Genomic DNA, 23,078 nt, shown 5'->3' on the forward strand with positions numbered 1-23,078 from the left:
TGATGCACCGTCAGCATTCAGCCATGGCGTTCTACGACGTCACGGGCAATGGCCCGACCCGACCGTCGAGGCGGCGTGGCGCTGGGCGTTGTCGAGCTGACGTCTGCCGAGTTGGACGACGATCACGGCCCCCCACACCGACGACGACTGAGTCGCCGCCCCCGCGTCCCGGTGCGCCTGTGTCGATCTACGCTCCGGAGAGCGCGCTGACGCCGGTCCGGGTGCCGAGGTAGACATGGTCGCCGGAGAGCACGGGCGAGGCGAAGTTCGGCAGGTCGCCCACCGCCAGGTGCTGCCGGACCCGGCCGGTGTCCGGGTCGAGGGCGTACAGCGTGCCCGTCTCGAAGTCGGTGACCCAGACCGCGCCGCCGCCGATCACGGGCGAGCCCGCCCGCCGCAGGGCCGTCCGCCACCCGGTGGTCATCGTGCCGTCCGCTCGGACCGTCAGCTGCAGCAGCCCGTCGGAGCACGGGACGTAGACGGTGCTGCCGGTGAAAGCCGCCGCTCCGTACGCCGGGCAGGCGTGGGTCTGCGCGAGCTGCCCGCCGATGCCGCCGAGGTGGTCGGCGGCCAGCAGGTAGGCAGTGCCGCTCTTGCCGACCACCAGGACGAAGCGGCCGATCCGCACCGGGGTGAGGGCTCCCAGGTCGGCGTCGGCCGCGTTGTCCCGCCCCCAGTCGGAGGGGGCGAAGTAGTCGGTGCGGTGCAGACCGGCGGAAAGCGCCAGGACGGAGTCCGTTCCGTCATAGCTCCCGCCGGTGGCCTCGCCGTTGCCGACGGGCACCAGGAGCCGTCCGCCGTCGACGACCGGTCCGCCTGGCGCCCAGATGCCGCCCATGCGGTGGGTGGGCACGGTGTACGAGGCGACGGGACCCGCGCCGGTGACCGAGACCGAGACCACCGAGCCTCGGTAGGACCCGCAGTCGCCGTACAGCCCGCCGTACGCGACGTACACCCGGTCCGCCAGCAGGGCGAGCGCGGCACGCTGCTGATGCGCCGACCGGTCGCCTGCCGGGGGCTCCACCTCGCGGTCCACCTTCGCCTGGCCCGTCGCCAGATCCAGCCCGACCAGGCGGTGGCGTCCTCCTGCGGTCTCGGCGACGGCGAAGACGAGCCCGGTGGAGGCGTCGTACACGGGCGTGCCGGTGATGCCCAGCGGGTCGATGTTCCCGCACCCCAGGCCCGATCGCGGCTGCGGTGTGCCCAGGTGGCGATGCCACAGGACGCGGCCGGTGTCCGGGGCGAGGGCGTAGACGGTGTTGTTCTCGGTGGCGGCGACCACCTTGCCGCGCACCACGAGCGGCTGGCCGTACACCGCGCCGTCGAGCCGGGTCGTCCAGGCCGTCCGGAGCATGCCGAGCGCCGGTGTGCCCGGGGCGTACCCGCTGCGCAGTCCGTCGCGGTGGTACGTCGTCCAGTCCGACTGCCCGGCGGGTGCCGCGGACCGGCTCTGCGGGGGCAGCGAACGCGGGACCGGTCCGGGGCCGTCGTCCCCCGTCGAACACCCGGCGGCCAGCAGACCGCCGCACAGCACCACCGCCGCGAGCCGCCGCACCGTCACCGTCCGCCCCTTCCGCCGCCGAGGAGACCGAGACGTGTCCCCTCTCCTCCACTGTGCCCGGCACACACGCGAGGTGGTCACCAAATTCCCGCGCAGCAGCGCCTTTCGCCAAGAGACCACCAAGGGACGGTCAAGGTGACGGGCACATCTGTCCGCACAGACAACCCCCACCCGCCGCCTGCCGTCCTCCACTGCGCGAAGGCGAACAGGTCGGCCACCGGGGGCGGCCGTCTTTCGCCGTCCCGACCACACCTCGGCAGTCCTACAAGATGTAGGGTGCTCTCGCCCTACAAGGCGTAGGGGTGAAGTGGACGGCAAGCACGCGGGAAGAGAGATGAACAAAGTACCGCGCACCGGTCATGGTTGTCGGCCAGGGAGATCCGTACGGCACGCTCAGGAGCTGCGCTCCGACCGCGAGACGGCCGAGATCCGGGCCGAGATCGGCGACCCGCCCGGCGAGACCGTGCACGGCGCGCTCGACCGTCTCCGGGCGCGGGGTCTCGTCCGGTCCGTCTCTCCATCCGCCGAGACCGGTACACCGGTGAGGGACCTCGCCGAGGCCGCCTCCGGCTGGCGTTCGTTCGGACTACGCGGTAGAAGGGGTCGGGCACGCGACGGCCCGCCCCCGTGCCCCGTCCCCACCCGTACCGATCCCACCGCCCACTCCCCAAGGTGACCCCAGTCATGACCGCCCAGCAGCAGTCGGCCCTGATCCCCCGCCGGCGCTCCACCCCCGAAGAACCGCCCGCCCCCTCCCGGCTGCGGGCGCGGGCAGCCGCATTCACCGTCTGGTACCTGCGGCTGATCGCCCTGCTCAACATCGCGGCGGTCGTGTCCGTGCCGTTCCGGCGCGAGGTGGACGAGCACAACACCGGCCGGATCTACGCCTCCCACACGGCTCATCGGTTCCACGCGCACCACGCGGGTGAGTACTTCACGCCGTACCTGGCCACCGCCGGCCTGGTCTCGGCCGCGCTCGCGATCTTCCTGTCGCTGGTGATGCGGCGCAGGAAGCGGGCCGCGTGGACGGTCAACATGGTCCTTGCCGGGCCGCTCTTCGTGCTGTACGTCGTCGCACTCACCCAGAGCCCGTTCCGGGGGCATGTGTTCAACTGGGGGTCGGCCCTGCTCACCGGCCTGTTCGTGGCCGCGCTGCTGATCGGGCGCCGGGAGTTCGAGGCGGTCGGTGACCGGTCCAACCCGAAGCTGGCGCTCGCCTTCGGAGCGGGCGGCATCCTGGTCAGCGGCACGATCGGCACGCTGCTGGTCGGCGCGACCAACAAGCTCCACGGTGCCACGCTGTTCGACAAGGTCGCTTACACGCTGCTGCGCGGCATCAGCGTCGGCCCGCTCGCCGACCGCGTGCATGCCGTGCAGGCGCCCCGCTGGGTGGACGTCATCGTCAACATCATGGTGGCGGCGACCTTCTGCCTCGTCCTGTACGTCTGCTTCCGCTCGCCCCGCGGCCGGGACCTGCTCGGTGCGGAGGACGAGGAGCGGCTGCGCGCGCTGCTCGACCGGCACGGCGATCGCGACTCCCTCGGCTACTTCGTGCTCCGCCGGGACAAGTCGGTCATCTGGTCGCCGACCGGCAAGGCGGCTGTCGCCTACCGCGTGGTCGGGGGCGTCACTCTGGCCTCCGGCGACCCGATCGGCGACCCGGAGGCGTGGCCCGGCGCCATCGACGCCTGGCTCGCCGAGGCCCGCCGGCACGCCTGGACGCCCGCCGTGATGGGTGCGAGCGAGGAGGCCGGCACGATCTACGCCCGGCACGGCCTGGACGCCCTGGAACTCGGCGACGAGGCCATCGTGGACGTCGCCGACTTCACCCTCGAGGGCCGCGCGATGCGCGTCGTACGTCAGGCGCACAACCGGGTGCGGCGGGCCGGGTACACCGTGCGCATGCGCCGCCACGCCGACATCCCGGACGCCGAGATGGCCATGCTGGTCGAACGCGCCGACCAGTGGCGCGACGGCGCCACCGAGCGCGGCTTCTCCATGGCGCTCGGCCGGCTCGGCGACCCCGGCGACGGAAGCTGCGTGATGCTGGAGTGCCACGACGGCGAGGGCGAGTTGCGAGCGCTGCTGAGCTTCGTGCCCTGGGGCGAGCAGGGGCTGTCTCTCGACCTCATGCGCCGCGACCGGGAGGGCGAGAACGGCCTGATGGAGTTCATGGTCGTCGAACTGCTGCTGCGCGCAAAGGAGTTGGATGTACGGCGGGTGTCGCTGAACTTCGCCATGTTCCGCGCCGTCTTCGAGCGCGGCGCGCGCCTCGGCGCCGGGCCGGTGCTGCGGCTGTGGCGTTCCATCCTCACCTTCTTCTCCCGCTGGTGGCAGATCGAGTCCCTCTACCGCGCCAACGCCAAGTACCGGCCGGTCTGGGAGCCGCGCTTCCTGCTGTTCGAGAAGACGGCAGACCTGCCGCGCATCGGCATCGCCAGCGCGTGCGCGGAGGGCTTCCTCACTCCGCCTCGCCTGCCCCAGTTCCGGAGGAGCCAGCCCGCTGCAGGAGTTCGTCAGCAGGCTGAGTCCGCACGAGGTGCAGGCGCTGCCTGACCTCTTCGGCAAGCAGCAGTGAGGGCGTGGGCGGCCGGCACCGGCCGCCCACGCCCTCCGTCAATTACCGGGCACGCGGCGCCCGTTCGGCGCGCCGGAAAACCCTGCGCGCTCCGCCGCCGTCCGGCATACGCTGACGCCCGCTGTCTGCCGAGGAGGATGCATGGGGATCCGAAGCCTGACCCGTGGCGAAGCCGAGCACCGGGCCGCGCTGTTGACCGTCGAGAGGTACGACGTGGACGTCGACCTCACGGCGCTGCCCGACGGACCCGAGGTGCGGTGCGTGTCCACCGTGACCTTCACCTGCCACCAGCCGGGCGCCGAGAGTTTCGTGGACTGCGCGGCACATGTCGTCGGCGCCACCTTGAACGGCACCGCTCTCACTCCCGGCGGTGACGGCCGGATCCCCCTGCCCGCGCTGGCCGGGCACAACGTGCTGCGCGTGGAGAGCATCCAGGCCGACACGGCCGCGGGCGAGGGGGTGCACAAGGCGACCGACCCCGCCGACGGCGAGGTCTATGTGTGGATGAGCTTCGAACCGGACGAGGCCCGGTTCGTCTGGGCCTGCTTCGACCAGCCCGATCTCAAGGCCCCGCACGCCTTCACGGTCACGGCACCCGCCGCCTGGACCGTCACCAGCAACTCCGGCGAGGCGCGCATCGAGGAGCTGGGTTCGGCCCGCCGCTGGATCTTCCCGGACACGCCGCCGCTGTCCACGTACAACACCGTCGTCAACGCGGGCCCCTTCCATGAGATCCGCCGCGAGGCCGACGGGCACGACCTCGGTCTGTACGCGCGCCGCTCGCTCGCCGAGGTCCTCGACCGTGATGCCGACGAGATCTTCACCCTCACCCGACAGGGTCTCGCCTTCTACGGCGAGGCTTTCGCGATGCCGTTCCCGCAGCGCAGGTACGACCAGGTGTTCGTGCCCGAGTTCGGCGGGGCGATGGAGAACTACGGCTGCGTGACCTGGTCGGACGTGTTCCTGCGGAGGGCCGCGCCGACGCCGGCCGAGCGGGAGCTGCTCGCCAAGGTGCTGCTGCACGAGATGGCGCACATGTGGTTCGGCAACATCGTCACCATGCGCTGGTGGGACGACCTCTGGCTGAATGAGGCATTCGCGGAGTTCGCCTGCCACTGGGCCGCCGAGGGCGCCACCCGGTACACGGACGCCTGGGCGGGTCACCTGGTGAGCGACAAACTGAAGGCGTATCTGGCCGACCAGGGCCCGGTCTCCCACCCGATCCACCAGCCCATCCACGATGTCGCACAGGCCGCGTCGATCTTCGACAACATCACCTATCCCAAGGGTGCCTCGGTCCTGCAGCAGCTCATGACGTATGTCGGCGAAGAGAGCTTCCGGGCCGGTATGGCCGCCTACTTCGCCCGCCATGCGTGGGGCAACACCACGCTCCAGGACCTGATCGACTCCCTGAGCAAGGCGAGTGGGCGAGACCTGGACGGCTGGCGCACCGCTTGGCTGGCGACGGCCGGCACCGACCGCTTCCGGCTGGAGCGCGAGGGCGAGAGCGTCACCCTGGTGTCCGCCGGCACCCCGCGCCCCCAGGTTCTGGCGGTGGGCGCGTACACCCGGAACGGACAGGCGCTGGAGCGCACGGCGCTGGTACGCATCGAGGTGACACAGCCCCGTACCCCGGTCGCCGGCCTGCCTCCCGCGCCGGACGTCCTGCTGATCAACGACGACGACCTGACCTTCGCCACGGCCCGCCCGGACTCCACGACCCGCCACGCCCTCTTCCGCTCGGCCCCGGACCTGCCCACGGCCATCTCCCGGGGCGTGGCCGCCGCCACCGTGTGGGACATGCTGACCACGGGCGAGACCTCGGCCGTGGAAGCCGGGCAGTGCATCACCGCGGTCCTTGCGGCCGAGACGTCGGACGCCGTGATCGAGCCGTATCTGACGCTCGCCGCGAACATCGCCGAACTGTGGGCGCCGCCCGGCGAACGCGCTGAGCTGACGGCGGCGGTGGCCAGGACCTGTCGGGACCTCGCCGCGGCCCCCGGCCGCCGCCAGGTCGCCCTGCGCGGCCTGGCCCGTACCGCCACGACCGACGAAGACCTTGCCTGGCTGCGCGAGCAGGCGGGCGACGACGTCGACCTGCACTGGCGCGCGCTCGTCCGCGCGGCCGAACTGGGCGGGGACGTCTCCTCCGAGGCCGCCCTCCTGCTGGAACGCGACCCGGACCCCGACGCCTGGATCCGTGCCCTGACCGTGCGGGCAGCGGTGCCCGATGCCGCCGCCAAGGCAGAGGTCTGGCAGAAGCTCGTCGTCGACCGCACCGTCCCCGTCTCCGCGGTCGGCCAGGTGGCGGCGGCCTTCTGGCGTCCCGCCCAGGACGACCTGCTCAGCCCCTATACGCAGCGCTATCTGGAGGTGATCCCCCATCTGCACCAGGGCGGAATGATCCCGGCGATGGGGTTCACGAGTCACCTGTTCCCGGCCCACGCCATCGACTCCGGCTACATCGAAACCGCCCAGCAGATCGCGGCCGAGGCGGCCCCGGTGGTCCGCAACACACTCCTCGAACGCTCGGACACGGTCCGCCGCATGCTGCGTTCGCGTTCCCGCAGGCCCTGACCGTTCCGCAGGCCCTGACCGTTCCTGCGGGACGCCCCCACCGTGCAGGCCCGGCCGCATCTCCCTGCGGCCGCGCCTGCGCGGGCGGTCGGCCCCTGCCGGCACGGGGAACGGTCAGTCGTCGGCCCGGTGAGCGGCCGCGAACTCCCGCAGCTTGTCCGCGGGGGCGTTGAACTTGTCGTGGTCGCCGACGGTCGCACCGGACGACGTGTACTGCCACATCATGTACGTCGACCAGCCCGCCGGAAGCTCGCCCACCGTAGAGGCGTACCGGGCGACCCACAGGGGGTTGGTGGAGCCGAAGCCCTTGTAGCCGCCCGTGCAGTTGTTCCACCAGTTCGTGGCCGTGTAGATCACGGCGGTGCGACCGGTGCGGGCCTTGTAGCGGTTCAGGAAGGCATGGATCCAGGCCACCATGCCGCTCTTGGTCTTGCCGTAACAGGCGTCACCGTAGGGGTTCCACTCGATGTCGAGGGCACCGGGCAGCGTTCGGCCGTCGGCGGACCAGCGCCCGCCGTGGTCGACGAAGTAGTCGGCCTGCGCGGCGCCACTGCTGGAGTCCGGCGTGGCGAAGTGGTACGCCCCGCGGACCATGCCGACGCGATAGGCGCCGTCGTACTGCTGGGCGAAGTAGGGGTTCTGGTAGGACGTCCCCTCGGTGGCCTTCGTGTAGGACCAGCGGGTGCCGCTGCTCCACAAGGCGGACCAGCCGACTTCGCCCTGGTAGCTGGAGACGTCGACGCCCTCGGTCTGGCCGACCTGTAGGGGCGGGGGGTCGGGATCGGGGTCGTGGGCGCCCATTCCTTCGTACTTTCCGACGCCCATTCCCATGTAGGCGCCGCCGCGCACGGGCGGATCGGGCCAGGGTCCGGCCGCCGAGTACGCGGGCGGCATTGCGGGCAGGGTGAGGAGGAGGCCGGTCAGGGCAGCGATAAGACGCCAGCGCGAGCGGCCGTGCTGAGGACGGAAGCAGCTTGGCACGCAACCCATCTGACCCCGGGGCGCGCCGCACCGCACGCCATGTACCGCCCAATGAAGGCATTCCCGGGGTCGGAGTACTCGAATGGGCGTGACCGCATGCCCGTGCAGGAGGAGGTGCTGGCGGGTGGTGCAGGCGACGAAAGGACGCCCTGAAGGGCTGTTCGTCGGTTTGTGCACGCTGGATGTCATCCAGCTCGTGGAACATGCGCCGGCTTCGAACGAGAAACTGACGGCTCGTGAGCAGGTCGTCGCGGCAGGCGGTCCTGCTGCGAACGCGGCCGCGGCCTTCAGCCACCTGGGTGGCACGGCCAGGCTGCTCACCGCGATCGGCTCCCATCCGCTGGGGGTCGGGGTCACGGAGGACCTCGGGCGCCTGGGCGTGGCCGTGTCGGACCTGGCGGCGGAGTCGGCCGAGCCGCCGGCCGTCTCGTCCATTCTGGTGACTGCGTCCAGCGGGGACCGCGCCGTCGCCTCGACCAACGCGATAGGCCACCGGCTCGCCCCGCCCGACGATCTCGACGTGCTGGTGGCCGCCTGCGACATCGCGGAGTTCGACGGCCACCACATGGACCTGGCCGTGGCCTCCGCCCGGCTCGCGCGTACCGCCGGCCGTACGACCGTCTTCGACGGGGGCAGCTGGAAGGACGGCACGCAGAACCTGCTGCCTTTCATCGACGTGGCCGTCTGCTCGGCCGACTTCCGCCCGCCCGGCGCCGGCACGCCGACGGACGTGCTGCGGTTCCTGCGGGAGCACGGGGTCGTCTGGTCGGCGGTCAGCCGGGGAGGTCGGCCCATCATGTGGGCGGGCCCCCACAGCAGTGGGACGGTGGAGGTGCCCGCGGTCCGTGTGGCGGACACGCTGGGGGCGGGTGACGTGCTCCATGGGGCGCTCGCTCATCACCTCGCCGTTCAGGGGCCCCTGACGTCGGAGGGTTTCGTACGGGCACTGCGAAGTGCGGCCGCTGTGGCCTCGCGGGCGTGTGCGTCGTTCGGCACGCGTGCCTGGATGCAAGGCAGTTGAGGCCACACCCATTTACTGGCGCACTCTGCCCCACTTGTGGTTGAAGATTCAAACGCACATCGGCTCATCCATCGCATGGATGCTCCGGATACGTGATTCGGATCGCGTCAAGGATGGCGGCCAGGCTCCGGAGGGGCCCATAGTCGTCCCAACCCGCCACGCGGCTGTCCGGACCAGCCGCCCGTCGCGCGGCCGTCCCCTGCATGCCGAGCGCCGATGGCGCCCCTGACAAGCATGCCCGCTTCCGTACACCCTGCCTGGAGTCGCCATGCCCGGTTCCGTCCCGCCGCCCTCAGCCGCCGCGGTCGAAGACGCCGCTCCGTCACCCGTAGCCGTATCGGGTCCGGCCCATCTGCTGCGGGTGACCCTGCTGATGGCGGGGAGTTGTCTGCCGATCCTGGGGGCGGTGCTGATCGCGCCGGTGCTGCCGAAGATGCAGGACCACTTCGGATCCGTTCCCGGTGCCAAGGCGCTGGTGCCGCTCGCGCTGACCGTTCCGGCGCTGGCGCTGGCCCTGCTGGCCCCGTTCGCCGGCGTGATCGTGGACCGGCTCGGCCGCAAGCGTCTGCTGATCGCGGCGACCCTGCTGTACGCCCTGTTCGGCACCGCGCCGCTCTGGCTGGACTCGCTCGGCGCCATCATCGCCAGCCGCGCCCTCGTCGGAGTCACCGAGGCCGCGATCATGACGTGCTGCACCACACTGATCGGCGACTACTACTCCGGGCAGCGGCGGGTGAAGTACCTCGCGCTGCAGACCATGTGCGCCTCAGCCTCGGCCACCGTCTTCTTCGTGCTGGGCGGCGCCACGGGATCGGCGGGCTGGCGCGTGCCTTTCTGGGTGTACGCCGTGAGTCTGGCACTCGCCCCGCTGATGGCGACCGCCCTGCCCGACCCGGCTGCACGCCCGGCCGTCGGGGCACCGGCCGCGCGGGAGGTCCGACGGCCTTTCCCCTGGCGGGAGTTGCGGGGCATCTGCGCCCTGACCTTCTTCGGTGCGATGGTCTTCTACACCGTCCCGGTGGAGATGTCGTACCTGCTCGACGACCTCGGGACGAAGAACTCCGGTGTGATCGGCCTGGCCACGGCGATCGCCAGTGCCGCGACCGTGGGTGGGGCGATCACCTTCGCCCGTCTCGGGCGCTCCCCGGACGGGATGCTGCCGGCCGTTCTCGCCGTCTGCGGGGTCGGCTTCGGGGTGATGTTCCTCGCGGGCAACGCACCGCTGCTGGTCGTCGGAGCGGTGATCAACTGTGTCGGTACGGGCATGCTGCTGCCCGCTCTGCTCACCGGCGCCATGTCCCGGCTGGCCTTCGAGGACCGCGGTCGCGGCACGGGGCTGTGGACGGCGGCCTTCTTCGCCGGTGAGTTCGTCTGCCCGCTGGTGCTGCTGGCCGTGGAGTCGGCGGTGGGCAGCCTCGCCGGCGCCGTGGGCGTACTGGGGCTGGCCGCCGTTCTCGTCACGGCGGGACTGCTGGCGGCCCGCCGCCGCGCGCCCGCCGCCGAGTCCCGGCCGCTGCCGGAACAACTGGCCTGAGGCTGCGTACACCGACGACCGCAGACAGCGTCGTTCAGGAACCGCGAGCGGGCTGGGTCATGGCCGCGGCCCTGGCCGCCCACCGCCGTCGCCCCTCGGCCACAATGCGCCCGATCGGCCCGAGTCCCACACCCGCACCGGGCCGGCGCCGAACGGATCACAGCCGGCCCGGCGCCGGCCCGCCCCCGTGTGCGACGGAGCCGGCCGTCTCGTGACCGTTGCCCGTCAGCGTCGCGCCCACCTCTGTCGCCTTCTGCCGGAGCCAGATGTGGGCCGCGTCCTGGGCATGGACGGGATGCCACCACATCGCCTCCTGCACCGGCACGGCCTCGAAGGGGCAGGGCAGGACGCGTACCGCGGCGGAGCGGACCGCTCTGCGGGCCAGGCGTTCCTGGATCATCGCGACCCGGCTTGTGCCCTCGACCAGGTGGGGCAGCAACTGGAAGGCCTGCACGGAGACCTCGACCCGGGGGCTGATGCCGATCATGCTCAGCTGGCGGGCCGCGGGAGCGTCGTAGGGGCGCTGGTAGACGGCCCAGGGCAGGCGCGCCAGATCGTCGAGGGTGAGTTCGTCACCGATCTCAGGGTGGTCGTCGGCCACCAGGCACAGCCATCGGTCCTGGTGGAGGTCGACGGCGGGCAGGCCGTCGATGACGCCGTGCGGCATCAGCAGACCGTCGACCGTGCTCAGCGCGGTGGCGGGGTTCTCCACGACGGACGGCGGCGTGTGCTGGAAGGTGAGCCGGATACCGGGCGCCTCGTGGTGCAGGGCGCGGGCCAGCGCGGCGCCGAAGACAGCCGTGCCGTAGTCGGAGGCGAGCAGCGTGAACTCCCGGGTCTCCGCGGCCGGGTCGAAGTCGGCCTGACTGGAGAAGACACGTTCCAGCAGGTCGCAGGCGGTCACGCTGCGGTCTCGCAGGGCGACGCCGAGCGGGGTCAGCTCGTAGGAGTTCCCGGTGCGTGCGAGCAGTTCGTCGCCGAAATGACGGCGAAGCCTGCCCAGCGCCGCGCTCATCGCGGGCTGGCTCAGGCCGATGCGCTCGCCGGCCCGGGTGACGTTGCGCTCCTCCAGCAGCGCACGCAGGGCGAGGACCAGATTGAGGTCGAGTCGGGACAGGTTCACCGGTTACCACCCAGGAGCGAGCTGGCGAGCTGATGCGTGAGAGCAGACCCCACGAGTCATCCATGCCGTGGATGTGCCAGATCCACAGGATTGATTTCCCTGATTGCTTGATCAGGGTCAGAGTAGACCGCAACCCAGCAGGAGGAAATCCCATGGCAACGCTCGTGCAACCTGCCGGCCCGTTCGCGCTCGGCACGTTCTCGGCCCAGGACGACGAAGATCCCTTCCCCGGCCTCTTGGCCGAGGGCCGGGTACTCGACCTGAGCGAGGCCCTGGACTGGACGCCGTCCGGGGTGCGTGCCGTGGTGGAGCGGTGGGAGCAGGCCCTCCCCGTGCTGCACGCCCTGGCGGCCGACACCGCCCTCGGCTGGCGGCCGCTGGAGGGCCTGCGGGTGCACGCCCCGCTGGAGCCCCGCCAGATCTTCCAGTCCGGCGCCAACTACCGGCAGCACGTGATCGACCTGGAGGTCGCCCACCGCTCCCCCGATGATCCGCGCACGGTCGAGGAGGCACGTGCCGAGATCGCCGCGGTCATGGACCGCCGGGCCGCGGAGGACCTGCCTTACGTGTTCATCGGCCTGCCGAGCACGATCGCGGGACCGTTCGACGACGTCGTACTGCCCGAGTGGGCCGAACAGCCGGACTGGGAGCTGGAGTTGGCGGCCGTCATCGCCAAGCCCGCCTACCGGGTGCCGGTGGAAGAGGCCCTCGGACACGTGGCCGGGTACACGATCGCCAACGACCTCACCGACCGTGCCACCGTCTTCCGCCGGGACATGAAGGCCATCGGCACCGACTGGCTGCGGTGCAAGAACGCCCCCGGCTTCACCCCGCTCGGGCCGTGGCTCGTGCCGGCCGGGTCGATTGCCGACCCGGAGGACCTTCGGGTCACGCTGAAGCTGAACGGCGACACCATGCAGGACGAGTCCACCAAGGACATGCTCTTCGGGGTTGCGCGGCTGGTGTCGTACATCTCCCGGACCTCCCGACTCCTGCCCGGCGACCTGGTGTTGACCGGCAGCCCGGCCGGCAACGGCATCCACTGGGGCCGGCTGCTGCGCGACGGCGACGTCATGGAGGGCTCCATCAGCGGTCTGGGCGTTCAGCGCACCCGATGTGTCGGGGAGAGAGCGTCATGACTCTTGACCGTCACGACCCGGAAGGGGCGATCGCTGAGGCCGCCAAAGCCTACTCGAACTGGGGGCGTTGGGGTGAGGACGATGTGCTCGGCACGCTCAACTTCCTCGACGAGGCCAAGCGGCGCGAAGGCGCTGCGCTCGTGCGCCGGGGGGTCAGCTTCTCCCTGTCGCAGTCCTTCGACATGAACGGTCCGCAGAAGGGCTGGCGTCGGCGGACCAACCCCGTCCACACGATGCTCGACACCGGCACCGACGCCGCCCTCGGCAACCAGGGCTTCCCGCACGGCATCGGCGGCGCCGACGACATGATCGCCATGCCGTTGCAGTGCTCCACCCAGTGGGACGGGCTCGGCCATATCTTCGACCACGGCAAGGCCTGGAACGGGCGGGCGGCCGAGAAGGTCGTCACCTCCGACGGCGACCTCGTCACCGGCATCGAGCACATGGCGCCGTGTGTCGCCGGGCGCGGAGTGCTCCTCGACGTGGGCCAAGTGATGGGCGAAGACGGTGAGTTGCCCGACGGGTTCGCGATCACCGAGGAGCATCTGGCCGCGGCCGCCGCGGCGCACGGGGTGGCCGTCGGGCGCGGCGACATCGTCCTCGTAAGGACCGGGCACCTCGCCCGGGCCCGGCGCGAGGGCTGGGGCGACTATGCGGGCGGGCCCGCGCCCGGCCTGTCCTTCACCACCGCAGGCTGGCTGCACCGCACCGAGATCGCCGCGATCGCCACCGACACCTGGGGCTTCGAGGTGCGGCCCAACGAGTTCGAGAACGCCTTCCAGCCGCTGCACCAGGTCGTCATCCCCAACGTCGGACTGCTCGTCGGCGAGATGTGGGATCTCGACGCGCTCGCCACGGACTGCGCCGAAGACGGCGTGTACGAGTTCTGGCTCACCGCCGCGCCGCTGCCCATCACCGGTGCGGTCGGCTCCCCGGTCAACCCGCTCGCCGTCAAGTAACGCCCACAGCCGCGCCCTGAAGGGGCGAGCCGCATCCCCCGCCGCCCGAAGCCGTGCGGCCCCGACCGGGAGGTATCCCCTACATGACTGATCCCTGCGCCCGTTCCGTACTCGTCATCGGCGGAGGCGCCTCCGGCAACGCCGTCACGATCCTGCTGCGCCGTGCGGGCATCACGGTGGACCTGATCGAGGCCAGTCCCGACTGGCACGCCTCCACCGGCTCCGGCATCACCCTCCAGGGCAACGCCCTCAGGGTGCTGCGCGAGCTGGGCGTCTGGGAGCAGGTGAGCGCCTGCGGGTTCGCCTTCGGCTCGCTCGGGGTGACCACGGCCGACGGCACCGTGCTGTTCGTCGCCGAGGACATCCAGACCGGTGGCCCGGAGCTGCCCGCCACCGTCGGCATGCAGCGGCCCCGGCTGCAGCAGATCCTGAGCGAGGCGGTCCGCGCGTCCGGCGCCACCGTGCGCCTGGGCGTCACCGCCGAGTCCCTGGAGCAGGACAGCGACGGCGTCTGGGTACGCTTCAGCGACGGCATCGAGGGCCGGTACGACCTGGTCGTCGCCGCGGACGGTCTCAACTCGGCGACCCGTGCCGCCATCGGCATCACCGACAAGCCCGCACCGACCGGCATGGCCATCTGGCGCATCGCCGCCCCGCGTCCCGAGGGCCTGGAGCGCACCGACCTCGCCCACGGCGGCCCGGCCTATATCGCCGGATACTGCCCGACCAGCGAGAGCACCCTCTACGCCTACGTCGTCGAGGGGTGCCGGGACCGTGCGTCGATCCCGCCGCAGTCGTACGCCGACGAGATGCGTGCCCTCGCACAGGGCTACGGCGGCTTCTGGCCCGAGATCGTGAAACACATCGACGATCCGGCCAAGGTCAACTACACCTGGTTCGACCGTCACCTGGTGGACGGACCCTGGCACCGCGGCCGGGTCGTGCTGGTGGGAGACGCCGCCCACTGCTGTCCGCCCACCCTCGCGCAGGGCGCGGCGATGTCCCTCGAGGACGCCTTGGTCCTCGCCGAGCTGCTGACCAGCCGCGAGGACTGGGACGACCGGCTCTTCACCGACTACCGGGACCGGCGGCTGCCCCGGGTGCGCATGGTCGTCGACGCCTCCGTGCAGCTCGGCCAGTGGACGCTCGACGGGGTGCGCGACGCCGACATACCAGGGCTGATGGACCGCACCATGAACGCGCTGAAGGAACTCCCGTGACCGATCCGACCGGCCCCTCGCCGATGTCGGCGATCCCGACGATCGACGTCCACGCCCACCTTCTGCTCCCGGAGGTCGAGGAGACCGTCGCCGGGCATCCCGGGCTCACCGAGGCCCGCGACCTCGACGCCCGCCGCAACGGGCCGGCGGCCCTGGCCGTGAACGGTCCGATGGTCGGCGCCCGCCTGCCGAAGCTGACGGACGCCGCCGTACGGCTGGCGGCGATGGACGCGCAGGGTGTGGACCTCCAGCTGGTCAGCCCGTCCCCGTCGCACTACCACTACTGGGCCGGTCCCCAACTGGCCGAGCAGATATGCCGGCTGGCCAACGAGGGCACCGCCGCGCACTGCGCGAAGGCCCCCGACCGGCTGCACGGCCTTGGTCTGGTGCCCCTCCAACACCCCCAAGTGGCCGTGGAGTTGCTCGACCACGCGCTTGACCAGGGGCTGAAGGGCGTGGAGATCTCCTCGCACGCGCCCGGCCGCGAGTTGTCGGATCCCGCGTACGACCCCTTGTGGTCGCGGGCGGAGGAGACCGGCGCGCTGGTCTTTCTGCACCCCTTCGGCTGCACGCTCGACGAGCGCCTGGAGCGGTGGTACCTGTCCAACACCGTCGGTCAGCCCACCGAGAACGCGGTGGCCCTCTCCCATCTGATCTTCTCCGGTGTCCTGGACCGCCATCCGGGTCTGAAGCTGATCGCTGCCCACGGCGGCGGCTATCTGCCCACCCACATCGGCCGCTCCGACCACGCCTGGCGGGCCCGCCCCGACGCCCGCGGCTGCGCACGGCAGCCGAGCAGCTACCTGCGGCAGCTCCACTTCGACTCCCTCGTCCACGACCGGCACGTCCTGCGGGAGTTGCTCCGGGCCGCCGGGCCGGAGCGGGTCCTGCTCGGCTCCGACTTCCCCTTCGACATGGGCACCGACGACCCGCTGGACGCGCTGCGCGCCGCGGAGCTGCCCGAACCCGACTTCCACGCGGTGCGGGGCGGCAACGCCGCCGCCCTGCTCGACCTCGCCTGAGGAGGCCCCCATGAGCAACCGCCTGCTGACCCACCTGCGGCATGTCGACCTCGCCGTGCCCGACTACGACAAGCAGCTCGACTTCTACGCCGGAGTGTGGGGCCTGACCAAGGTCGCCGAGGACTCCGGCATCTCCTTCCTGGCCGCCGAGGGCAGCCCCGAGCAGTACGTCATCCGGCTGCGCAAGGCCGACGAGAAGCGCCTCGACCTGGTCTCCTACGGGGCTGCGAGCACGGCCGACGTGGACGCCCTCGCCGAGCAACTCCTCGCCGACGGCGTGCAGTTGATCTCACAGCCGGGCAAGATGGACACGCCCGGAGGGGGCTACGGCTTCCGCTTCTTCGACGTCGACGGCCGCACCATCGAGGTCTCCGCCGACGTCCGGGTACGGCAGCACCGAAGGATCGAGGAGAAGGAGTCCATCCCGGTCAAGTTGTCGCACGTCGTCCTCAACTCCCCCGATCTGAACCGCACCCGGCAGTGGTACGAGCGTCACATGGGCTTCCGTCTCTCCGACACGCTCAGCTCGCCGCACATGGGCGAGGTCATGCACTTCATGCGGATCTCCAACCAGCACCACTCGATGGCGATCGCGCAGGGCCCGCACACCGCCCTGCACCACGTCTCCTTCGAGATGCGTGGCCTGGACGAGTACATGCGCGGTTCCGGGCGTGTGATGCGGGCCGGGGTCCGGAAGATCTGGGGCCCGGGCCGCCACATGGCGGGCGACAACACCTTCACGTACTTCCTCGACCCGCACGGCAACACCGTCGAGTACACGACGGAGCTCGAGGTGCTGGACGAGGACACCTGGCACCCGCACGTCTACGACTTCTCCCAGCCCGAGGTCACCGACCAGTGGGGCACCGCGAACCCCATGAACGAACTGGTCGCCAAGGAGTCCTTCAACGACGTCGACCGCGGCGTCTTCATCGCGCCGCCGGTCTGACCGCCCTCCCTCCGAGAGGACCCCGCCCATGCGTTTCGTCACGTACGAGTACCGCACCCGGCGCCAAGTGGCCGTCGTCGAAGAGGACGGCACGCTCCACCCCCTGCCCGGCATCACCTCGCTGAGCGGGCTGCTCGCCGAGTGCGGCGGTCTGCCCGCGCTGCTCGACGCGGGCTCCGCGGCGATCGACGTACCGGGCGGCCCGCAGGTCTCGGAGGTACGGCTGCTGGCGCCGTTGCAGCCGCCCACCGTACGGGACTTCGTCACCTTCGAGGAGCACGTCGAGGGGGTACGGCGGTCCGTGGACGGCAGCGTGGGTGTGCCCGAGCAGTGGTATGCGGCCCCGACGTTCTACTTCACCAATCCGTATGCGGTGTACGGGCCGGGCGACGACATTCCCGTGCCGCCGGGATCCGGCGTGCTGGACTTCGAGCTGGAGGTCGCCGCCGTGATCGGCAAGGAGGGCCGCGATCTCACTCCCGAGCAGGCGCGTGAGCACATCGTCGGCTACACCGTCCTCAACGACTGGTCCGCCCGCGATCTGCAGTCCGCCGAGATGCGGGTGGGTCTCGGCCCGTGCAAGGGCAAGGACACCGCCACCACGCTGGGCCCCTGTCTGGTCACCGCCGACGAACTGGACGAGCACCGCGACGAGGAGGGGTTCCTGCGGCTGGGTCTCACCGCCGCGGTGAACGGCGAGGTGGTCGGCAAGGACCTGCTGTCCAACATGAGCTGGACGTTCGAGGAGATGGTCGCCTACGCCTCGCGCGGGACCTGGGTGCGCCCCGGCGACGTCCTCGGCTCGGGCACCTGCGGCAACGGCGGCTGTCTCGCCGAGCTGTGGGGCGTACGGGGCAGACAGGATCCGGCGCCGCTGAAGCCCGGCGACACGGTCACGCTCACCGTCGAGGGCATCGGCAGTGTCTCCAACACCGTGGTGCGCGGCCCCGATCCGCTGCCCCTCCCGGCCGGCCGGCGCCGCTCGCGGGAGCGGCCGTGAGCGGCCTCGGTCGCAAGCGGCTGCTCGGCAGGGTCGTCGTGGTGACGGGCGCGGCGGGCGGCCAGGGCGCCGCGGAGGCGGAGGCACTCACCCGCGAGGGCGCCCGGGTGATCGCCACCGATGTGACGGAGGGGCCCGGCTGTCGCCGCCTCGATGTCACCAGCGAGCAGGACTGGGCCGGCCTCGCCGCCGAGCTGCGGGAGTCCTACGGGCGGGTGCACGGCCTGGTCAACAATGCGGGCGTCACCTGGCGCGCCCGCATCGACGAGGTACGCCCCGAGGACATGGCCCGCGTCCACGCCGTCAACGTCACCGGGCCGCTCCTGGGCATCCAGCACCTGGCACCGCTGATGCGCCCCGGGGCGTCGATCGTGAACGTCGGCTCCTCGGCGGCCCTGATCGCCCACTACCCGGTCGCCTACACCGCCAGCAAGTGGGCCCTGCGCGGCCTGTCGGCCACCGCCGCCATGGAACTGGGACCACGCGGCATCCGCGTGAACACCATCCACCCCGGTTACATCGAGACCGAGATGACCGCCTCCGCCGCACCCGCCTTCCGCGAGGCCAACCTCACCGGCACACCCCTCGGACGCACCGGAACCGTCGACGACATCACCCCGCTCGTCACCTTCCTCCTCTCGGACGACTCCGCCTTCATCACCGGAGCCGAGATCCCGGTGGACGGCGGCCTCACCTGCCACGGCGGCGCGATGCCGATCTCGGACGCCCTGCGTCGCGACGCCTGAACCAGCAACACCGCACGGCGGAAAGAGCCTTGCCCGGCCTGCTCATCCAGGCATGGTCGGCGCCAGGGCCTCGTTCACGGCGCCCGGGGCCCGGTCCTGGTGGAATGCGTGCCGGACCTCGACACCGGTCGCACTGCCGGCGCCGAAAAGCAGGAATTCGGCAACGTGGCTACAGCGCCCGCCGTGCGGCCTCGCCCCAGGCAGCGGTCCGCTCCCGGGTCTGCGCGCGGCGCGGCACGATCGCGGGCCATGCGGGCGGGCTGCTGCCGTGGTCACTCGCCGCGGCGGGCAGCCTGCCGGCCGAACTGCTCAGCGAACCTGCGGCCGTCGGCAGCCGGTTCCGGGGCCGGTCCGGTGGTGCCCCGGACCACCAGCTTGGGGTCCAGGACCGCTTCCCGCGGTTCCAGCTCCGGCTTCTCCAGCCGTTCCACGGCGAACCGTACGGCGTGTTCCGCCATGAGCCGCGCGTCCTGGCGCACGGTGGTCAAGCCGATCGGCATCAGATGGGAGAGATGGCTGTCGTCGTATCCGACCACGGACACGTCGCGAGGAATCTCCAGGCCGGCCCGGGTCAGAGCCATCAACAGGCCCCATGCACAACGGTCGTTGCCCGCCAGAACGGCCGTCGGCAGGGGCAGCCCCTGGTCGCGCTCCGCCACCAGCAGCCGTCCGGTCTCGATGCCGGACTGCTCGGTGTGCTCGCCGGGAATCACCCGTACTTCCGCCTCCAGCCCATGGCGGCACATCGCCGCCCGGTAGGCGCGCCGGCGGTCGGCGGAGCCCGGGCCGCGGCCGCCGTCGATATGCACGATCCGGCGGTGGCCCAGCTCGACGAGGTGGTCCATCGCCTGACGTACACCCTTGCCCTCGGCGCTGTGCACGAAGTCCACGCGGGCGCGCGGCACCCTGCGGCTGACCGAGACGGTGACGGCGCGCTGCCCGAGCTCGTCGAGGTAGGCGGGCTCCGCGTCGGGGCCGAGCAGGATCAGCGCCTCGCAGCGGTGGCCGAGCAGCGCCTCGACGGCCTTGGCCTCGCTGCGCGCCTGGGCGGAGGCGGAGAGCAGGACGTCGTAGCCGAGCCGTTCCGCCTCCGGGTAGATGCCTTCGATGAGGTCCGTGTGGAAGGTCTGGTGGACGGTGAACATCACACCGATCGTGCGACTGCGCCCACGCGCCAGCAGCCGGGCCGCGCTGTCGGGGCGGTAGCCGATCTCGTCCGCGACCCGCAGCACCCGCTGCCGGGTCTCCTCGCTCGCCCCCGGCTGGTTGCGGAACACGATCGAGACGAGCGCCCGGGAGACGCCCGCCTTCTCGGCGACGTCCGCCATCGTGGGCCGCTGCTTGCCCGATGCATCCACCTGAGAACCCACCCTCCGACTCGCCCACCTTATCGGGCGGCCGAAAAATCTCCCGGCACCAAGCTATTGACATGACATTTGGACAGGAGTCATCGTACTCGGACTAGAGCGCGCTAGTAGAGCGCGCCAGAAAGCCTTCCGTGACAGCTCCCCCGGAGCCTGCGGAGCGAGGGGGAACCGGTGAAGGAGGAGCAGGAGAAACCGGGCGGCCGGTACCGGTTTCGCCGCCGACCTCGCGCTGACGGTGAACATCGCCAACGGTGTGATCTCGGCCCCGGCCACCTTCGTCGGGATCTGGCTGCTGAGCAGAGGCAACCGCCGTCCGATGCTGATGACCGGCCAGATCGGCACCACGGCCGCCCTGCTGCTGATCGGGGTCTTCTCGCGGCTTCGGGATGGGCGTCGCGGCCGTGGTGCTGTGGCTGACCGACTTCGTGATCGGTCTCGTCTTCCCGCCCCTGGTGTCGGGGATCGGGATCTCCAGCACCTTCTTCCTGCTCGTGGTGGCGGGGATCTTCTCCTTCACCTTCGTGAAGCTCTACGTCCCCGAGACCAAGGGCCGCACGCTCGGAACACTCGAAGCCGAACTCCGGGCGCGCTTCTCCTGAACACCCCCTCCGTCCCCGGGCCGACGGCGGCCCGGGGACCGCAGAAAGGACCACCTCCCATGACTGTGCGCGTAGGCGTCATCGGCGCCGGCTGGATCGGCAAGGAGCACATCCGGCGCCTCACTCACACCGTCACCGGCGCCCGGGTCACCGCGGTCACCGACATCGACCCCGCCCGCGCCGCCGAGGCGGCTCAGCCGGTCGGCGCCCGGGTGCTGCCCGACGGTGCGGCCGTGGTCGCGGCGGACGACGTGGACGCCGTCCTCGTGACATCCTGGGGCCCGGCCCACGCCGGGCACGTGCTGAACGCGATCGCCGCCGGAAAGCCGGTGTTCTGCGAGAAGCCCCTCGCCACCACCGCCGAGGACTGCCTGAGGATCGTCGAGGCGGAGTCGGCCCACGGCCGCCGCCTGGTGCAGGTCGGCTTCATGCGCCGCTACGACCTCGGCTACCGGCAGCTGAAGCAGGTCATCGACGCCGGCCGGATCGGTGAGCCGCTGATCGTGCACTGCGCCCACCGCAATCCCGCCGTCCCGGAGTCCTACACCTCCGGCATGGCCGCCCTGGACACGGCGGTGCACGAGGTGGACGTGCTGCGCTGGCTGCTCGACGACGAGATCGTCTCCACCCAGGTGATCACCCCGCGCGCCACCAGCAAGCGGTTCGAGCACCTCAAGGACCCGCAGATCATGTTGTTCGAGACCGCCAAGGGCGTCCGCATCGATCTCGAGGTGTTCGTCAACTGCCAGTACGGCTACGACATCCAGTGCGAGGCGGTGGGCGAGGAGGGTCTCGTACGGCTGCCCGACCCCGCCGCGGTCGGCGTGCGCACCGCCGCCCGGCACAGCACCGAGGTGCTCACGGACTGGGTGGGCCGCTTCCGGGACGCCTTCGACACCGAGTTCCGCGAGTGGATCGCCGGCATCGCCGCCCGCGAGGAGCCCACCGGCCCCTCGGCCTGGGACGGCTACGCAGCGACCGTCGTCACCGGCGCGACCGTCGAGGCCCTGGAGTCGGGCCGCGTGGTCGCCACGGACCTCAAGCCCCGCCCTGTCTTCTACGGAGGTGCCGCGTGAAGATCGCCCTCGACCCGTACATGTTCCGTGCCCTGCCGCTCGACGACATGGTGCGCACGGTCGCCGAACTCGGCTACGGGTACATCGAGTTGTCGCCGCGGGACGACTTCATGCCGTTCTTCCTGCACCCGCGGGCGGACGACGGGCGCATCGCCGAACTGAAGCACGCCCTGCGCACATACGGCGTCAAGCTCTCCTCCGTGCTGCCGCTGTACAAGTGGTCGTCGCCGGACGAGACCGAGCGGCAGGCCGCGGTCCGGTACTGGAAGCGGATGATCGAGATCACGGCCGATCTCGAATGTCCGCTGATGAACTCGGAGTTCAACGGGCGCCCCGAGCGGGCCGCCGAGAGCGAGGCCGCCTTCTGGCGCTCGATTGAGGAACTCCTGCCGCTGTTCGAGCGCGAAGGCATCGCCCTCAACCTGGAGGCCCACCCGGATGACTTCTGCGAGGAGAACACCCCCGCGGTCGACCTGGTCCGCGCCATCAACAAGCCATGGGTGAACTACCTCTACTGCGCCCCGCACTCCTTCCACCTCTCCGGGGCGGACCCCACGGCGGACATCGCGGCGATGATGCGCTACGCCGGGGACAAGCTGCAGCACGTGCACATCGCGGACTCCTTCAACCACAAGGGCTCCAGCGGTCTGCGCTACATCCTCAACCCGCCCGGCACCCCGGCCCGTATCCACCAGCATCTCGACATCGGCCAGGGCGAGGTCGACTGGGACGCGTTCTTCGGCACGCTGCGCGAACTGAACTTCGACGGCGTGGCCACGGCCTGCGTCTTCGCCTGGGAGGAACGCGCCAGGGATTCCTCGGCCTTCATGCTCGACCGCATCACGAAGGAGCTCGCCGGGTGACCGGGCGGGTCTGACCCGTCCACCGGGATTCCGTGGCCGGGCCGACCGGCCGGTCTGCCCTGCCTCGGCCGAACGGCTGACCCTTCGCCGGGATACGGCCCGGACACCGAGCCGCGCAAGGGGGCCGTCGTGAACCTCTATGGTTACGGCTCGTTCAGCAAGCACCCGAAGAACCTGCGCGGGGCCGCCGTCCGCGTGACCGGCACCAGGCACGACGACATCATCGGGCTCGGCGGTGACGCCTTCTCCAACGGCAAGCAGGTCTGCGTGCTGTTCTGACCGAACCAGTTTGGCAGGTACCTGACGTGCGGTCAGGCCTCCTCGACCGTCACGGCGACGGGCGTGCCGGTCTCGACCGTGCGGCTGACCGTGCAGAGGCGGTCGTGGGACGTCTTGACGGCCCGGGGAAGAATCGCGCGGGCCCGGTCCGCGCCCTCGCCGTCCGGGAAGGCGACGGAGAAGGTGACCTGGAGATCGGCCATCCGGTTGCCGAGCTGATCATTGATCTTGTTGCCGGTCACCGCGACGGAGAACCTGGTCGGCTCCGCATGACGGCTGGTGGCGATGTCGACGTCAACCGCCGTGCAGCCGCCGAGCGCGGCGAGCAGCAACTCGACCGGGGTGAATTCATCCTCCCTCTGGGGTTCGGAACCGGTCCCGAAGCTGATCGTGCCGCCGCGGGCGTTGGTCGCGACGAAGTGTCCGGTGCTGGTGCGCTCGACGGTGACGGAGCGCAGGGAGTCTTCTGCCATGGCGACGACAC

General features: G+C 71.1%; 19 protein-coding genes and 1 pseudogene. 15 read left to right on the forward strand and 5 right to left on the reverse strand.

The genetic code is table 11. The features are described from left to right. Nucleotides 1-187: 187 nt before the first annotated feature. Nucleotides 188-1,561, reverse strand: coding sequence for an outer membrane protein assembly factor BamB family protein (locus ACWCRD_RS32765; RefSeq protein ID WP_450969364.1), 1,374 nt, complete (start codon nt 1,559-1,561; stop codon nt 188-190). 684 nt (nt 1,562-2,245) lie between these two features. On the opposite strand from ACWCRD_RS32765, the gene ACWCRD_RS32770 reads away from it, so the two are divergent. Next, on the forward strand, nt 2,246-4,117 hold the full coding sequence (locus ACWCRD_RS32770; protein ID WP_450969365.1) for a phosphatidylglycerol lysyltransferase domain-containing protein: 1,872 nt from the start codon (nt 2,246-2,248) through the stop codon (nt 4,115-4,117). Nucleotides 4,118-4,280: 163 nt separating this feature from the next. After that, nucleotides 4,281-6,716: an aminopeptidase N gene (gene pepN / locus ACWCRD_RS32775; RefSeq protein ID WP_450969366.1), complete on the forward strand. Its 2,436-nt coding sequence runs from the start codon at nt 4,281-4,283 to the stop codon at nt 6,714-6,716. Between the two features lie 114 nt (nt 6,717-6,830). Here pepN and ACWCRD_RS32780 read toward each other — a convergent pair whose 3' ends face one another. Then, nucleotides 6,831-7,706, reverse strand: a complete 876-nt coding sequence (locus ACWCRD_RS32780) for a lysozyme (RefSeq protein WP_450969367.1) — start codon at nt 7,704-7,706, stop codon at nt 6,831-6,833. 73 nt (nt 7,707-7,779) lie between these two features. Here ACWCRD_RS32780 and ACWCRD_RS32785 point away from each other — a divergent pair, with 73 nt between their 5' ends. Both ACWCRD_RS32785 and ACWCRD_RS32790 read left to right on the forward strand, forming a co-directional pair. Continuing rightward, the gene (locus ACWCRD_RS32785; RefSeq protein ID WP_450969368.1) at nt 7,780-8,718 is read left to right on the forward strand and encodes a PfkB family carbohydrate kinase; all 939 of its coding nucleotides are present in this window, start codon (nt 7,780-7,782) and stop codon (nt 8,716-8,718) included. 268 nt (nt 8,719-8,986) lie between these two features. Continuing rightward, nucleotides 8,987-10,252 carry an MFS transporter gene (locus tag ACWCRD_RS32790; protein WP_450969369.1) on the forward strand — a complete coding sequence of 422 codons (1,266 nt, stop codon included), beginning with the start codon at nt 8,987-8,989 and terminating at the stop codon, nt 10,250-10,252. Nucleotides 10,253-10,409: 157 nt separating this feature from the next. Here the strand turns inward: ACWCRD_RS32790 and ACWCRD_RS32795 are convergent, their stop codons facing one another. Next, a complete protein-coding gene (locus ACWCRD_RS32795) occupies nt 10,410-11,375 on the reverse strand; it encodes a LysR family transcriptional regulator (RefSeq protein ID WP_450969370.1) in 966 nt (321 codons plus the stop codon). Between the two features lie 152 nt (nt 11,376-11,527). Here ACWCRD_RS32795 and ACWCRD_RS32800 point away from each other — a divergent pair, with 152 nt between their 5' ends. The 7 genes from ACWCRD_RS32800 (at nt 11,528) to ACWCRD_RS32830 (ending at nt 18,410) form a co-directional block, all read left to right on the forward strand. Further along, nucleotides 11,528-12,514: a fumarylacetoacetate hydrolase family protein gene (locus ACWCRD_RS32800; protein ID WP_450969371.1), complete on the forward strand. Its 987-nt coding sequence runs from the start codon at nt 11,528-11,530 to the stop codon at nt 12,512-12,514. Beyond that, on the forward strand, nt 12,511-13,473 hold the full coding sequence (locus tag ACWCRD_RS32805; protein WP_450969372.1) for a cyclase family protein: 963 nt from the start codon (nt 12,511-12,513) through the stop codon (nt 13,471-13,473). The genes ACWCRD_RS32800 and ACWCRD_RS32805 overlap by 4 nt, the downstream gene beginning before the upstream one ends. An 83-nt stretch (nt 13,474-13,556) precedes the next feature. Then, on the forward strand, nt 13,557-14,693 hold the full coding sequence (locus tag ACWCRD_RS32810) for an FAD-dependent oxidoreductase (protein WP_450969373.1): 1,137 nt from the start codon (nt 13,557-13,559) through the stop codon (nt 14,691-14,693). A 23-nt stretch (nt 14,694-14,716) separates the two neighbouring features. Continuing rightward, nucleotides 14,717-15,715 (forward strand): amidohydrolase family protein, encoded by a 999-nt coding sequence (locus tag ACWCRD_RS32815; protein ID WP_450969500.1) that lies wholly within the window; start codon nt 14,717-14,719, stop codon nt 15,713-15,715. Between the two features lie 10 nt (nt 15,716-15,725). Beyond that, nucleotides 15,726-16,664 carry a VOC family protein gene (locus tag ACWCRD_RS32820; protein WP_450969374.1) on the forward strand — a complete coding sequence of 313 codons (939 nt, stop codon included), beginning with the start codon at nt 15,726-15,728 and terminating at the stop codon, nt 16,662-16,664. A 28-nt stretch (nt 16,665-16,692) separates the two neighbouring features. Then, the gene (locus ACWCRD_RS32825) at nt 16,693-17,664 is read left to right on the forward strand and encodes a fumarylacetoacetate hydrolase family protein (RefSeq protein ID WP_450969375.1); all 972 of its coding nucleotides are present in this window, start codon (nt 16,693-16,695) and stop codon (nt 17,662-17,664) included. Further along, nucleotides 17,661-18,410, forward strand: coding sequence for an SDR family NAD(P)-dependent oxidoreductase (locus ACWCRD_RS32830; protein WP_450969376.1), 750 nt, complete (start codon nt 17,661-17,663; stop codon nt 18,408-18,410). Before ACWCRD_RS32825 ends, ACWCRD_RS32830 begins: the two co-directional genes overlap by 4 nt. Before the next feature lie 272 nt (nt 18,411-18,682). Here the strand turns inward: ACWCRD_RS32830 and ACWCRD_RS32835 are convergent, their stop codons facing one another. After that, complete coding sequence (locus tag ACWCRD_RS32835) at nt 18,683-19,738, reverse strand: LacI family DNA-binding transcriptional regulator (RefSeq protein ID WP_450969501.1); 1,056 nt, start codon at nt 19,736-19,738, stop codon at nt 18,683-18,685. Nucleotides 19,739-19,985: 247 nt separating this feature from the next. On the opposite strand from ACWCRD_RS32835, the pseudogene ACWCRD_RS32840 reads away from it, so the two are divergent. The 4 genes and pseudogenes from ACWCRD_RS32840 to ACWCRD_RS32855 form a co-directional block, all read left to right on the forward strand. After that, a pseudogene (locus ACWCRD_RS32840) lies at nt 19,986-20,376 on the forward strand (MFS transporter); the annotation flags it as partial. Between the two features lie 59 nt (nt 20,377-20,435). Beyond that, the gene (locus tag ACWCRD_RS32845; RefSeq protein WP_450969377.1) at nt 20,436-21,452 is read left to right on the forward strand and encodes a Gfo/Idh/MocA family oxidoreductase; all 1,017 of its coding nucleotides are present in this window, start codon (nt 20,436-20,438) and stop codon (nt 21,450-21,452) included. Next, nucleotides 21,449-22,315 carry a sugar phosphate isomerase/epimerase family protein gene (locus ACWCRD_RS32850; RefSeq protein ID WP_450969378.1) on the forward strand — a complete coding sequence of 289 codons (867 nt, stop codon included), beginning with the start codon at nt 21,449-21,451 and terminating at the stop codon, nt 22,313-22,315. Before ACWCRD_RS32845 ends, ACWCRD_RS32850 begins: the two co-directional genes overlap by 4 nt. A 129-nt stretch (nt 22,316-22,444) precedes the next feature. Beyond that, nucleotides 22,445-22,594, forward strand: a complete 150-nt coding sequence (locus tag ACWCRD_RS32855) for a hypothetical protein (protein ID WP_450969379.1) — start codon at nt 22,445-22,447, stop codon at nt 22,592-22,594. Between the two features lie 32 nt (nt 22,595-22,626). Here ACWCRD_RS32855 and ACWCRD_RS32860 read toward each other — a convergent pair whose 3' ends face one another. Next, nucleotides 22,627-23,067: an OsmC family protein gene (locus tag ACWCRD_RS32860; protein WP_450969380.1), complete on the reverse strand. Its 441-nt coding sequence runs from the start codon at nt 23,065-23,067 to the stop codon at nt 22,627-22,629. Nucleotides 23,068-23,078 lie beyond the last annotated feature (11 nt).

This window comes from Streptomyces sp. NPDC002092, assembly GCF_053593775.1.